The following is a 15078-nucleotide window of genomic DNA, read 5'->3' on the forward strand; positions in this document are numbered from 1 at the left end:
TGGCTTCGTAGCTCAACTGAATAGAGCACCTGATTACGGCTCAGGAGGTTTCAAGTTTGAATCTTGACGAGGTCACAAAGCTCAACTTCACGGTTGAGCTTTTTCTATGTTTATTTAAATTTCTTGAATTGGAGGAGGTTTCAATCCGCGATAATTATCGGGATGAATCTTGACGAGGTCACCAAGCTCAACTTCACGGTTGGGCTTTTTTTTTACCCATTAATCAGGTTGCTAAAGGGCTTAATGCCTAATAACTATGGGGTTAAAGGTGTTTTAATCTTTGGGTTTTGTTAGTATGAGTTAAGTATGGCCATAATCCTGCAGTAAAAAAAATCTTCTTACTTGTTGATGCAAGTAAAAGTGAGTTAATTTTATTCCTTGATTTTTTTACTCATATTTCGACTGGATTTAATTGACCCGATGAAAAGTTATTTAACCCTTATTTCCCTTCTTTTTATTTTTTCTTGTGATACTCTACGGGATATTGAAGAGCTCGATGGTCCCTGTACGATTATTCTTGCTGATGGGAGTTCCATTGTCAGCAATGGAAATATAGAGATAAGTGATCGCACTCAGGCAATTACTTATAGGGATGAAAATGGAAAGATTTGGTCCTTATTTAAAGAAGATTATCAAAGTTATTCCTGCAATTAATTTCTGAATCTAACAATTAACATCCATTTTTTTAATCTTCTTAAGCATTCTTAATTTTTTGACAGAAGTTTTTTATTGTAAATCCTGAAAAGCATAATATTTATCAAAAAGTGACAGTCGTCCTAAAGAATAGACCAGTCTAAATTTTAGGAATCTGACACTATCTCATGGGGAAGTTCTCAGTATTTTTTTTCACTAATACTAATAACTTTTTACGAGAAGGTAAAAGACACAAACTAGGTCTTCAAAAAAAAAACAGCCCGAAGGCTGTTTTAAGTTTAGTGTGCAGTTGAAACCGCAGCTGATGATTTCGAACTCTTTTGCCAGAAGAAGAAAATGGTAAAGAGGACTATCAATATGATAGGGAAAAGCATGATTTTCTGTAAGGTTTCTTGACCAGCTGCTAATTCGAGGTCTGCTCCAGAAAGACCAGCTGCCGACATAGCAGCATTAGAGCTATCTATCCATCCACCAATTATAGGCTGGAAAATGGCTGTAGAAAACATACCTACACCACCGATAATAGACATTCCCAATGCCCCACTAAGTGGAACTCGTTGTGCTACCGCTCCTACCATAACTGGCCAGAAGTAACCAACTCCAAGTGCAAAAACAACCGCTGCTACATAAGCCATAGGTCCTGTAACTGTACTAAATAAATAGATTCCTAAAGTTGCTAGGATAGCTCCAGCCAATAGCACGCCTGTTTGACCAAGAGTTTGTACCACTGGTCCTGCAAAGAATCTAGCGACAGCCATTACTCCAGTAGTCAATGCAAGAATCAACATCGGGCTAGCGCCACTAGAACCCATAATTAATCCTACCCATTGTTGTGGTCCAAATTCAGAAATAGCAGTTAATGCCATTGCAATGAACAAGAAAATAAATACTGGACTTATCATTGCTTTGAGGTTTTCAACCAAAGACGTAGCTCCTTCAACCTTCGGCTGAGGGAAAGTCTTACCAAAGAATAGAACAGCGTAAATAACTGTTGGTACCATCATTATCCAGATTTGAGCTTCCCAACCCATGTTTAAATCTGTCATAAACTTGGAAATCAAAGATCCTAATACAATCCCTCCAGGAAACCACATGTGAAAACGATTTAGCATTTTATTCATTTTCACTCCGGTGTACATATCTGCTATCATTGGGTTACAGGCAGCCTCTGTACAGCCATTACCAAATCCTATGAAAAGCGTGGAAATCAGTAGGGTATTATAGCCATCAGCGAAGATTGTAAGCAAAATACCAAGTGTATGCATCACAAATGCAATCCGCATAATATTGGCAGGCCCAATTTTATGATAAAACAATCCTCCCAAGATCATCGAAATGGGGAATCCTAAAAACCACATGGAGTTAATAAATCCAAGTTGCTCGGCATTTAGCCCAAAGGTGTCACCCAATTGGGGAAGGATACCAGCACGAATAGCGAAGGTGAAGGCAGTGGTAATGAGCGCAAAACAACTAGCATTGAAGAGCGCCGATCGGTTAATGTTATCGGTCATAGGTAAGGGTTTGGGTTTGGGTTAATGAATACAAACGATTGAAACGGTTCAAAATAGGAAAAATATTGCATTCAACTTTCCCCCTCATAAAAAATATTGCCCTTTTGGGTATATCAATCTATTACAAATAGCGAACTAGTGATTTTTTCTTCAAAACCATAAATAGGATTTCGAAGCATTAACACTACGACATATGTGCCAGAAGGAATTGATTTTCCATCTGTTTTTCCATCCCATATCAAAATTGGAACCTCTGCGGCGATATCATTTACGGTTTGAAAATGGATCAAGGCTCCCTGTCTATTTAAAATATAAAGATCTGCCTCAGTAACTCCTTCGCTTACTAGCACTCTAAAATCCCTCGAAGGATCATCCAAAACCATTGCAGTTGGGAAGACCACTTCAAAATCACAAGCATCAAATGTCGTGAAACTAGCCACAAACTCGCATCCGTCTACCGTCGTTACGATGAGGGTATATTCACCCACCTCTGATGGTTTGAAAAGTCTATTTTCTGAGACTAATTCCTGTTCAAAGTACCAACTGTAAGCTGCAAAATCTCCTGGGTCAAGTGGAGGGATAGTGTTTTCTTTTGAGCAAATCCCGTAACGATCTTCGAGGTTGGGAGGTGTAAGTAAAGTGGATTCTTCCACCAAAATAAAATTTCTTCCTATCTCACAACCAAGCCTATTATAAGCTACAGCTTCATAAGTGCCTACTTCTGAAACTGTGATTTCAAATAATCCAGCAAATTCAGTTAGATCCTTCCGATTATTGACTAAATCAAAATAAATCCATTCTGTAAGTACTGCTTCTGCTTCATTTGTATTTAGTTTAATTATTGAAAAACCTGGTTCCGGACAGATTTTATTAGCTTCTAAATCCATCGGTACTGTTAAGATTGGAGCTGTGATCTCGAATGGAATTGGAGAAACTGGACAAAACCCACTTCCAAGAGGCTGGACGATCAAAGAATAGTCCCCAAATGCAGTTGGATATAAAACGGTACTTCTTCCAACGATTTCACCAGATTCATTTAGCCATCTGATACTTGTCTGATCAGGATCTACACCTTCGATTTTAGCTTCATAGATCTTGTTACCAAAGCAATCTTCTTCCTTTAATATAGGTTCGAATATAATTGATTGAGAAAGTGTTGCTGAGAAAGTTTGAATTTTTGGACAAAGCCCGGTAGAAGGATCTTTAGGTATCCCCACTAGCGAATAATTTCCTGACTCGGTGAGTTGGAAAGGATTCTGAGCATCTGTCGTCTTGGAGGTGCCGTCAGGATAGGATAAAGTGAAAATGAGGTTTTGATTGGTTTCTGGTACAAAATCAAAAAATTCACAAATATTGATTGAAGTTGGAACAGTAAATTCGACTTGTGGTTTTTTTTCAATTCTGAACTCTTCAATAGGATATGTGCAGCCATCGATAGTCAGTTCAAGTAAATAGTCGCCTCCATCCAGATCAACGACCAACGAATCTTGATCTTCGATTTTCCCAGTAAGTATGCTTCCTACTCCAAGAGCCATTATTCGGTAATTACCAACTACAGATCCTTGAGGAAATTGAATTCTCAATTGACCTGCAACTTTTCCGTTTTCTGAACAGCTTTCTGGAAAAAAATCGTAATTGGTTTGTACAATAGTGGGAGGGTTTGGGCTAGTTGGAGGGTCTTTTGCTTCCAACTTGAAAAGGTTGGTCAATTCACAGCCATTTGAATAGGAACGTATGGTATAGATTTGTGGCTTAAGGTTATCAAAATTTATAATTTGTCCAGAAGAAATATTTCCAGAAACAAATCCTAATTCTTCTACCACTAGTGAGTCCAAAGAAGAGGCTGCCTGCACGGTAAAATTTCCATTTGGATTACCACAGTCGTCCGGTTTTTCCAGGATGTTGATTTGGATTTTTGGAGCTTCTTTCAATTCAAAGGCTACTTTTCTTTCCGATTGACATTCAGGTAGATTTGGATCAAAGGAACTGAAAATAACCTCATAGACCCCTATGCTGGGGAGTGTTGATGCATTTATTGAAATGTTAAACGCTGAACCTAAACTTGTTTTTTGTGAAGTGCCAGATTTGCGGATAAACCATTCTCCTGTGAGTGGGGTATCTGTTTCAAATTGAATCGAACTTCCCTCGCAAATTTGAACAGCTGATTGTTGGATTTTAAAATCCAGTGGAGGACCAACGAAACTAGAGCCTGTGATTAGACAATCCTGACTTCCGTCACTGTTTCGAAGGAATAACTCTACTATGTAAAATCCCTCAGTAAATGCAATCAAATCATTTTCATTTCCAACAATATTTCCATTTTGATCTTTCCAGATGAAAGAATAGCTCGATAGATTCGAGGTTTGGGGATCAATTGCAGTTAGTTTAACAGGCGTCTCGCCACAAAGCAAGTAATCTGGCAGAAGAGCTAATTCAGGGCCTTTTTGGACTTTTATTTGTAGATTACTTGTATATATATCCAAAGTGCCTCTGCGTACATTTAAGGAAATATTATAAATGCCTACTTCATTGAAAGAAACTTTTATGGTTTCAAATTGGGAACCACCTGATCGGTTAAAAATCTCTTCTCCATTTGGCCCCATAACGAGCCAGCTGTATACGTCACCTGGATCACCACCCCCGATGTAAGTCCCTATCACTCCACCAAAAACAATACACAGATTTTCCGGACCGACCAATTCTGGATTTACGGTATTTGAGGGAGATTTGAGGGAGATTAGATTGGTATATTCAAATCTTTCCTTTAAGGCATAGGAGGAAAGTGAAATACAAATCAGAATCAGTATAAACCCAATCTTCCTGTAGGGGAATTGGTCTTTAACAGGCAAATACTTATTGTTTCGGGAGATGTTACAAAAGTAATCAATGAAAGGTGTTTCGAAAGGCTACTTTTTTGAAAGGTTTCAAAAAATGTTCCAAAAAACACACAGTAAGATTCTTTGGTTTACTTCACGATCAAGATGGATCCTATTTGAGTTTTGGACAGGCCTTTCTCTAAATTTTTTAGATCAATCCGAATGGCGTAGCTTCCGTTTGGAATAGCTTTTCCATCATAAGTACCATCCCAAAAACAAGTAGATTCCTCAGAAATCAAGTCTGTTTTTTCGCAGTAGAAAATAATTTCTCCCCACTTATTAAAGATAGAGACCTTCATTTCATCAATTAAATAATTGGTGTAGATCAGGAATTCCTTATCAGAATTGCCCGGCTGAACCGCATTAGGATAACTTACACGTAACTCACACTCCTCTTCAGTTTCAAATAAAGCATTATAGGCACATCCTTCATTACTGAATACGATTAGTTCATATTTACCTGGTAAGATTGGTTTATATGTTGGATTTGTAGAAACTAGTTGATCTTCAAAATACCATTCGTATCCTGAAAATCCGCCAGGATTAATAACTGGACCGATTTCATATCTTGGGCAAACTTTATAACTTTCTTCTACTTCAGGTCGGATTGCATCCATACTCCTCATGATTAGGATTTTATCAAAACCCAGAAGGCAACTAATTTCATTTAAAATTCTGACTTCATAAGTACCCTCATTAAAAGCTAAAATAGATTCTCTATTGGTTTCTTGAATTAATTGGTTTTGCTGACCATTTGTATCTGTAAACCACCATTGTATCTCATTAACTAAATCAAATTCTGATGTGGCTGTGATGGAGGTAGAGGAAGCATCTGGACAGAGTGGCTCAGAAGTCAAACTAATAGGAACACTAAGCAAAGGGGTCTCAACAAAAAAGCTAACCGGTACTTGATCACATGGAATACTTCCGCTTGGCTGGACATCCAATGAAAAATCACCATATGTATTTAGAGTCAATAACTGGTTTGTCCCAATAATATTCCCACCTTCATCAAACCAGGTAAATAATGCCAAAGCGGGATCTAGCCCTCCAATATCAGCGATGTAAATTTTTTCTCCATTACAATCTTCTGAAAGTAATTCTGGGGAAAATTGAATTTTTTGATTTACCACTACTTCCATGTTTTTTACTTCAGGGCAAAGTGGTGTTCCTAAATCGGGGTTATATGCAAAAAAGCTATAAGTACCATTTTGATCTATTGTGATCTGTTCTCCGGAATTTAGCTCCAAGATTTCTCCATTAGGTTTTGTTATTTCAAAAAGTAAATTTTCAGTAGTTATTGGAGTGAATTCATATGTCTCACAGATCGAAAGATTTGCAGGAATCTCAAAGAATACCTTCTCTGGGGTTAGGTCCAAAGTGAAATTGATTCGAGCGAGTTCACAGCTCGAATTAATTCCTGGTTTGATTTCGCTAAAAAGAGTTGCCTCGTAAGTACCACCAATCCTAGTGTTAAAAACAAATTGATTATTAAACTCTGGCAAATCCACTATTTCCCCTAGCTCATCAAATCTTCTCCATTCAATAAATTTTACTGCATCTGGCGAGGTGGTACTTAATTCAACAATGGCTTCAGGACCAAACTCACATAATTTGGTGGAAGCTATTGAAGCATCCACAAAAAGAATAGGTTCTTTTACTTCAAATTCTTTTGGAGAAATAGGACATAGCTCACTGCTCTTAGGCTGAACTTCCAATGAAAAAATACCTATTGAGGTTGGTGAAAGAAAAAGGTCTTTACCAGTACCTTTAGTCTCTCCTAATTCATTTCTCCAAAAATAATTTACCGATGTCGAATCTGTCCCATAAATTTCAGCAGTATAAATCCTGTTTCCTATCACACAATCCTCACTTTTCAATACTGGGTCAAACGAAATTGGATCTGTCGTTGTGATAACTATTTTCCTTAGGGAAGGACACAGATCACCTTGATTAGGCAGGGATCCTACCAAAGTATATTCTCCTTCTTCAGCTATATTGAATGGCTCCCCTTTAGCTTTTGTGGTAATATTTCCAGCAGGATCTGTTAGTGTAAATACTAAATCTTGGGAAGTTTCAGGTATTAAATCATAGGATTGACAGATCACTAATTTTTCAGGAATAAAAAAATTGGTTTGTGATTTTGAGGGAATTTCAATCAATTGTTTATTAGGCAGGTTACAGCTATCCTTGTCTAATATTTCAAAAAAATACTTGCCTCCTCCCAGACTTATTTTGAAGGGGTTTTCATTTGGCAATGCATCTTTTACAATCTCATCTCCGCGTTCAGTTATTATCCTAAATGAGCCCTCAGTTACTCCATTGAGTAGACTAATGTCAAAAGAACCCGGCATTTTCCCAGTTTCTGTACAAGATTCACCTGTTATATTCTCTACATCAAATAAAAGGTTTGCTGGAGGAGTCAATAGAGGCACAACTGTTCCAAATGAGTTACGACATCCGTCTAAGAAGGCCAAAAGCGTATAGGCTCCAGATTCCAAATTTGGAATATTGATTGGATCACCAACGCTAAATGGACCAAAAGACAATCCTAATTCATCGACAATTAGTTGATCTATTTCTGTTAAAGCAACTAGGCTCAGCGATCCATCTGCTACAAAACAACCGCTCGCTCCTGTTGCATCTATTATTTCGACAAACGGTTCTACGTTATAAATAAAAGATGTAGTTGCTTCAGGAGAACAAGCTGGGTTATCGGGGTTTTCGATTATTACCTTAAGTTCATATTGCCCAAATTTCAAAAGATTAATATTCGGGAATAAAGTAATCTGACTCGATTTGCTAAGAAATACAGGGTTTGGTTCACCTGGAACTGATAGTATCCATTGGCCAACTGTAAGTGGGTCTGTTTTGAAATTAATTGATCCATCTTTACAAACCGTATCAGAACTTTTTACAATAGTTACCAAATCAAGTTGAGAAACTGTGGTTGTTAAATTTGTTATGCACTGAGCGTTTGACTGGCCATCCAAAACGTAAAACTCTACACTGTATTTTCCTGGGGTATTAACGATCAACTCATTTGAGTTACCGATAACTACACCGGATTCGTCAGTCCATACAAACGTGTAATTTGAAAAATCTGAACTTGATTCTGCAATCGCTTTGATACTTAGGGATTGGCCGGAACAAATCTGATAAGAGTTTAGAAGAGTAATTGTAGCTCCTTTAATGATGTCTACATTCTTTGAAAAATTTCCAACTAAAATTCCTCCTCTTGATACTTCCAGTAACACTTTATGTACCCCGATCTGTTCAAATGTATATTCTATACTTTCAAAAGCACCTGGAGGCCTTGTAAACAAAACTTGTCCGTTTGGAGCAATAATAGTCCATTTGTAGACATCGGTATCTGGATTCCCGCCTCCTGAAAAAGTACCTCTTACGCTCCCTACAACATTACATAATTTTTCAGGACCTATTAATTCAGGATCTACAAAGGCTTGATTAAAGGCTGTTGATGAGATTAATTTTTCAAAAAAAACAATAGGTGACTTAAATTCTGCCTCAGCTTGAGCTAGCCAAACCAAAAGGCAAAAAAATACAAATACTAATGGAGTTGCTTTTTTCAAAATGTATTAATAAAATACTCATTTTCAAGACGCTAAACTACATTTTTTTATATACTCAGGAAAGTTGAATACCTTTTGTTACACTAAAAAAAATGTTTCTGAAGAATTAACGAACAAAAGTCCACTCCAATTGTGTGCTTAAAACATCTGAAAACTCATACCCCTCCAGGTTAAATAATTTCAACTTATTTGGGTCAGTGATTCTGTTTTTGATCGCATAATTAGTCATCATTCCTCTTGCCTGTTTTGCAAAAAAACCGACAACTTGGTAAGAGTCATTTTTGAATTCTTTGAAGTGAATGGTAATGATTGGGTTTTTTACAGTTTTCAAATCGACTGATTTGAAATATTCTTGGGAAGCAAGATTTACGATAGGACTATCATCAGCAGCATTATTAATGGCTTTTGCGATTTTTTTGTCCCAAAACTCATACAGATTTTTCCCTTTTTGATTTTCTAGTCTAGTGCCCATTTCTAGTCGATAGGGTTGGATCAAATCCAAAGGTTTAAGTAATCCATACAGTCCCGATAGAATTCTCAAATGTTGCTGCGCAAATTCAAAATCATCTTTATTGTATTGGTCTACATCTATTTTAGTATATACGTCACCTTTGAATGCGAGCAAAGCCTGCTTGGAGTTTTTGAAGTTGAATTCTCTTTGGAATGTCTTGAACCGCTCCTCATTAAGTACTGCCAAATTCTCAGAAATCCTCATAAGCTTTCCGATTTCTGGTGCAGTTTTTTTCTTTAAGACATTGATCAAATTCTTTGTCTCAGTCTGAAAGTCAGGTAATGTATATTCTTGAATATTAGGATTACTATAGTCCAGCGTTTTCGCTGGCGAAATTAAGATAAGCATACTATTGAATAATGGTAATCGCTTTGATTAGAGATTGTGTTAAGTTTTGATCTTGACTGGTAAACTTCACCTTTACCGCATATGTTCCGTTTGGTACTAATTTTCCTCCAACTAGGCCGTCCCAAGGACAAAATGGCTGTCCAGGTTCAAGATTTTGATGCTCACAATAGAATATCAATTCACCCCAGCGATTGAAAATATAAACTTCTACGTTATCAATGTATTCATTTGCGTAAAGAATGAAATTTCGATTGGGATCGTTGAGCACTACTCCATTGGGAAATGAGATTTTCAATGCACAATCTTCTATCACCTCAAAATTGGAGACATAAAAACAGCCTAAATTATCTGATACGGTCAATTCATAAATTCCAGGGAGGGTAGGGGTGAATTCGGCTGATGTAGAGACCTCATTTCCATTTAATTTCCAAGAATAATTGTCATAAACTCCGGGGTCTATCGATTCGGTAACTCCTTCGATAGCACATATGGTAATGTTTTGTGGTACAATGGGAGGTATAATTATCGATTTAGCGACAGTACCACTGGCTCTCCCAATATCACATCCCGCAGCACTTCTCAACAATACTTCGTAAATCCCCTCTTGACTTACTTCTATGATTGGCAAATCGTCGAATGCTGGAATCCGAGTTCTCGTGCCGCCCTGAACACTATACCATTCGATATTTTGAACAAGTGATAAGTTGGCGTCAATTGTAATAGTGGTACTGGTTTGATCTATACAGAATGGTACAATATCAAGCGCTACTTCCAGATTCTCCGCAAGCACTTCAGCTTCAAAGAAAAATTCATTGGTAGGACAAAGCCCCCCATTTCTTGGCTGAACTTCTACTGAATAAACCCCGGCAACACTTGGTACAAAAGTTTGAGATCTTCCTACAATTATACCGTTAAAATCTCTCCAAAGGAAAACCACATCGGCTGGATTAGCATTACCTAGGACTGCTTCATACCTAATACCTGTCTGGCAATCAACAATTGGAGGAGGCACATCAAAAACTATAGGCTGTGTGATCGCCGCAGTAATAGTTTCTTCACGTGGACAATCGATACCTGTTGGATCCTCACCTCTTACTACATAAACCCCGCTTTGAGTGATTGTGAATTCGCCACTTGCATCAGGGGAGATAATTGCGCCACTTGAATTGGTGACTGTGTAAATCAAGTTGTTTGGAGAAGTTGGTAAGAATGTAAAGCTTTCACAAGCAGTAAGTTCTGTGGGAACGGCGAACACAACCTCAAACTTCTGAGCAACAGTATAATTCGTTTGGTCTGGAATAGCACAATTTGCAGCATCAGAAACTTCCACTGAATAATCTCCATAAGGCACATTCACTGTGATTTGACTGCTATTAGTGAAGCTTCCTAAGAAAGTTTGCCCATCTCCCTGTCGTGTGATAAGATAGCTTCCTGAAGGAGTCCCACTAGTAAACTCAATAACTAGTGTTCCATTTTCAACGCCATTAATACTACATGTTTCATCAGTAGCAATCACTGTATACTCAAAGCCACTTGGAGGATTTGAATTTTCTACTGTTACGGTCGAAATATAGCTGCAACCAGTATTATTTAGGGCTTCTATAGTATATACACCAGGTAGCACATTGGCTACAGGAAGTACATCCCCCTGATTTACATTGTTGAAAATTTCACCAGTTTCCTGAACCGTCACAGTAGATGCACTTGCTTGCATCGTGATCTCAAATGAACCATCTGGAGTGGTACAATTAGTAGCAGGAGTAGTTTGTGTTGCTACCAATAAAGGAAGTTCATTGACAAGTAGTGGTAATCTTTTTTCAACCGTACACCCTTCTAAGATTGGATCTTGAGTCACAAAAATAATCTCGTATTGTCCTGACCCAGGGAGGCTATTCACAAATAACTCTAATTCAAAAAATTCACCCAATGAAACTCGTGCCGGATCACCATTTAATTCATAAAACCATTCACCGGTAATTGGTGTGTTGGGGGCGAAAATAACTGAGGTTTCTTCATAACATACTTCAGTCGCAGTTTGGGTCAAATCAAAATCAAATGCAGGCCCAACAAATATCTCTGCAGTTGCTGGGCAAGTTTCGTATAATGCTGCCTCATCCTCAGACAATCCGTCTGGCAAAGTAAAGCTTACAGTTACAGTATAAATGCTTTCCTCTGTAACCGTGATTGAATTAGAGTTTTCATCACCAAAGACTTCTCCTGCCGCATTGGTCCATTCAAAAACATAGAGTCCCTCTGCAGGATCATACCCATCAATTGCAGTAAGGGTCACAGGGTTTTCAGCACAAAGTGTAGCAGCTTCTGGCAAAGTCAAAGTTGGAGGAGCGTCGACCAATATCTCGGTACTTGCTCTGAAATATTCCGGATCGCCACATCGATCTACTCGAAGTTCGACCGTATAAGTCCCTGGATTATCAAAGATTTGTTCTAAAGTCTGAAATTGTTCTCCAGGCCCTCCAAAATTGTTTTGAAGGAAGGTTCCATCCTCTGCTGTAATTGTCCAGAAATAGCTATCGATATCAGGTTCTCCACCACCTTCAAGTAGTGCTCCGGAGGGGTTGTTTGGGTCTAGACAGATTCTAGGAGGAGCTGCCAGCGAAGGTTCGGGAATGGAACTTCCGGAATTTTGTACAAATGAAGGCAATCCTAAATTAGAAGTGCCTGGCATTGGCTGGACACCATCCTGGGTGAAAGTACTCTGAGCAGTGCAACCTGTTCCTACATTGATTTGACCGATTCGATTGTCACTAACTACCGCCGCATAAATTTGACCATTTGGTCCAATCTGTAGCGCTCCAATATTTAATGCCGCGGTACCGCTTATTTGATTTCTGGTACTAAGGATACAGGCTTCAATTTGAGGTCTAGTGGATGCAGTTCCAAAGCAAGTCGGACAGGCTGTTGCATCTGGATCATCTTCATCAGCTGTAGATTTGATAATGAATTCTTCAATACCGGGCCCGCCATTTTGATAACTGACAAGGATCCTGGTCCCATCGTCGGAAAACTCCATGCCATAGACTTCTCCGTCGCATCCCAAATCTATTCGGGCGTATTCTGTAAGCTCTCCGGTACTTTGGTCAAAATCGAAAATCTCCAATTTGTTACATCCGCCTTCGCTGATTGTTACCGCTAACTGATCTCCATCTGTGTTAAACTTCATCGCACCGACACCGGAGTTGAATCCGTGATTGCTACCAACAGAGCTTAAGACTGGTGGGCCAATACCATTGGTTGTAACTGGATAAGCTCGGAAAGTATTATTGCCCAATTCATGGAACATCACCCAAGTCGTATCTCCTGCATCCAAAGCAGCGGTGTGTTCTGTGGAGGGGCTGAAAAGAAAATTGTCTTTGGTGACCACATTTCCGACCCCAGTCTGATTTTCTGCCTTGATGTCTACTAGTGAGAATTTAACTTCATTGGTGCCATTGGCAGATACTTGTGTGGTAAAGAGATAAAATAGGGTTTCTTCTTGCGGCACAGGTACGGCCAAAGCACCTTGACTGGATCCATTATCACCACCAATGTTATCTCCGTTTTCCATGAGATTTCCATTCAAGTCCCAGACGGATTGTCCATCGGTAAAGAATAAAACCTGTCCAGTCTGATCGGAGATCGTGGTTGTTCCTGCTGGGATATTCTGTGGGTGCCTGTTTGCTATTGGCCTCGGAGTTGGCGCATTTTCATCATTCGGGTCTGGATTAAAATCCAATCCTGCTCCATCTCCAAAATACCAGATATTATTGGTTTGGTCGGGAAGATCCCAAATCTGAACTCGAATTTCAGCATAAGCATAGCAAGAGGAACCAGGCTCTCTAACCAAAGCCCAATATAAACCGGGTAAACAAACTGTGTTTTCACTTCGCGTTCCCCATCCTTCATCACGATAGTTGGACCAGAAGTATTCATAGTTATCTCCGCCACTTGGAGGGGCCTCACCGCCTTGTTCGCCAGCGGTATTTTGTGCCTCCAACAAAGCTGCAATATCCACACATTGTCCTTCACAAAGTGTGGTGTCCTGAGGAGTAAAATTTGCCTCAAGATTATTTTCTGTTAGGGGAATATCACGGGAAACAGTTTCAGTTTCCCCATCTGCAAATGTTACTGTCAATGAGACGGAAATACTTTGTCCTTGAGCTGCATCTCCAGGAATAAGGAAATGCTCTTGACCAAAATCCGCAGGTAAAGGGTTCCCATCTGAATCAGTTAGAGGTGGATTGAATTCCCATTCAAAACTGACAGGACGGTAGTTTTCAGGAGTAATTTCACTGGTAAGTTGGATAGGGTTATTCGCACAAGGCATATCTGGTGCCCAGGTGAAATTTACAGTTGGGGTAATGTCAGCATTTGGAGCAAATGTTGGGAAGATAGTTCCGCAAAAATCAACTCCGTTAAATGGGTCTTCCTCCAAATTAATTTCTGCAAGATCAGGTTCATTGGGATTAGTCACCCTACCGATAAGCTGAGGCCCACCGTCTACTTCCTCATAGATGTAATAAAGGTTTCCATCCGGCCCCAACTTGATGTCATAGACTGCGTGAAGATCATCAGGAAGTGGAATTTCTTCAGGTTCACTAGAAAGGTCGTCGCTTGGTACTCTAAAAAGTTTATTTCCTCTTGAATAATAAACAAATGCTCCATCTGGAGAAAATTCAGCACCTCCGAAAGGTTCTACACCGTTTGAATTGGCTATAAACTCTCTGGTACCAAAAGTTCCCGTACTAGTGTCAAAATCAATAATGGCTATGTCGCTATCGTTCGACCCATGAATGAGAATCAATCGTTGGGAAGCTTCATCAAAGACCATTGCTTGCGGAGTAAAACCAATATTTTGAGTGTCTGTTGTGGTGAAATTCCCAGCAGTTCCATCAATCCTTCGAGAAATGATAGTGTTATTTTCAATAGTGATCAGGTAGGAAGGGGAAGAGGGTGACTTGACCACCAGAAGTGATCCTTGAGCATTTCCGATTACATTGTCTTTTGAAACTACCTCACCTAGCGGGCGTTCGTTTCCTGTGGCTTGTCCGGCAGCATTCATATCCACCAAAGAGTAGAGGAGCTGTCCACCTGGAGAAATGTAGAAGATGTAGAAAAGTTTATTTCCGTCAGGATCATATTCCAGAAAGCCCGTCGCAACTTTCTGCCTTCCTGTAATATCTCCATCCAAACCAGGTGCACTTCCCTGAAGTGGGTTTGAGCTATAATCGTAAACTAGTTCTCCATTTGTTAAGAAAAGGGGCTGGCCGGTAATCGGATCGATTGCAATTGCATTATTATTTTTACCTATTAAAACGGTAGAAGGAAGCGTCTGAACTGTTGGCGTCCCACCTTTTCCAAAAGATAAATAGTTGTTTGTTGTGCTTGTTTCGCAGTATCCGAAAATCCATTCGTTATCATTAAAACCTTGGGAATAGGCAGAAAACTGAATTACAAAAAATGTAAATATCAAAGAAAGAGGAAAAATGTAGGGGAAGCTTATGGAATTAAGGTTGCTTTTCATAATTTTCGAACTGCATCTAAAACAACGAAGAGCTCGAATCGTTCTAAATGCTAACTGAATATTC

Annotated in this window: 6 protein-coding genes and 1 tRNA gene; 2 read left to right on the forward strand and 5 right to left on the reverse strand. The window is 39.1% G+C overall.

Annotation, left to right across the window (positions count from 1 at the left end; genetic code table 11):
• The first annotated feature begins 1 nt into the window (after nucleotide 1).
• Together P8O16_RS12775 and P8O16_RS12780 are read left to right on the forward strand one after the other, a co-directional pair.
• Nucleotides 2–75: transfer RNA gene (locus P8O16_RS12775), tRNA-Arg, on the forward strand.
• A 345-nt stretch (nucleotides 76–420) separates the two neighbouring features.
• On the forward strand, nucleotides 421–654 hold the full coding sequence (locus P8O16_RS12780; protein WP_300315521.1) for a hypothetical protein: 234 nt from the start codon (nucleotides 421–423) through the stop codon (nucleotides 652–654).
• Between the two features lie 278 nt (nucleotides 655–932).
• Here the strand turns inward: P8O16_RS12780 and P8O16_RS12785 are convergent, their stop codons facing one another.
• From P8O16_RS12785 to P8O16_RS12805, 5 genes are all read right to left on the reverse strand, one after another.
• Nucleotides 933–2165 (reverse strand): sugar MFS transporter, encoded by a 1233-nt coding sequence (locus P8O16_RS12785; protein WP_300315524.1) that lies wholly within the window; start codon nucleotides 2163–2165, stop codon nucleotides 933–935.
• Between the two features lie 113 nt (nucleotides 2166–2278).
• On the reverse strand, nucleotides 2279–5014 hold the full coding sequence (locus P8O16_RS12790) for a hypothetical protein (protein ID WP_300315527.1): 2736 nt from the start codon (nucleotides 5012–5014) through the stop codon (nucleotides 2279–2281).
• A gap of 116 nt (nucleotides 5015–5130) precedes the next feature.
• Nucleotides 5131–8634, reverse strand: a complete 3504-nt coding sequence (locus tag P8O16_RS12795) for a gliding motility-associated C-terminal domain-containing protein (RefSeq protein ID WP_300315530.1) — start codon at nucleotides 8632–8634, stop codon at nucleotides 5131–5133.
• A gap of 106 nt (nucleotides 8635–8740) precedes the next feature.
• Nucleotides 8741–9493 carry a peroxide stress protein YaaA gene (yaaA, locus tag P8O16_RS12800; RefSeq protein ID WP_300315533.1) on the reverse strand — a complete coding sequence of 251 codons (753 nt, stop codon included), beginning with the start codon at nucleotides 9491–9493 and terminating at the stop codon, nucleotides 8741–8743.
• 1 nt (nucleotide 9494) lies between these two features.
• Nucleotides 9495–15014, reverse strand: a complete 5520-nt coding sequence (locus tag P8O16_RS12805; RefSeq protein WP_300315536.1) for a gliding motility-associated C-terminal domain-containing protein — start codon at nucleotides 15012–15014, stop codon at nucleotides 9495–9497.
• Nucleotides 15015–15078: the final 64 nt, after the last annotated feature.

This window comes from Algoriphagus sp. (assembly GCF_029254265.1).
GTDB lineage: Bacteria > Bacteroidota > Bacteroidia > Cytophagales > Cyclobacteriaceae > Algoriphagus.

Bases quoted from the DNA above. Each gene is read 5' to 3' on its own strand.
- P8O16_RS12780 (WP_300315521.1), top strand. From the start codon at position 421: ATGAAAAGTTATTTAACCCTTATTTCCCTTCTTTTTATTTTTTCTTGT.
- P8O16_RS12785 (WP_300315524.1), bottom strand. From the start codon at position 2,165: ATGACCGATAACATTAACCGATCGGCGCTCTTCAATGCTAGTTGTTTT.
- yaaA (WP_300315533.1), bottom strand. From the start codon at position 9,493: ATGCTTATCTTAATTTCGCCAGCGAAAACGCTGGACTATAGTAATCCT.
- P8O16_RS12805 (WP_300315536.1), bottom strand. From the start codon at position 15,014: ATGAAAAGCAACCTTAATTCCATAAGCTTCCCCTACATTTTTCCTCTT.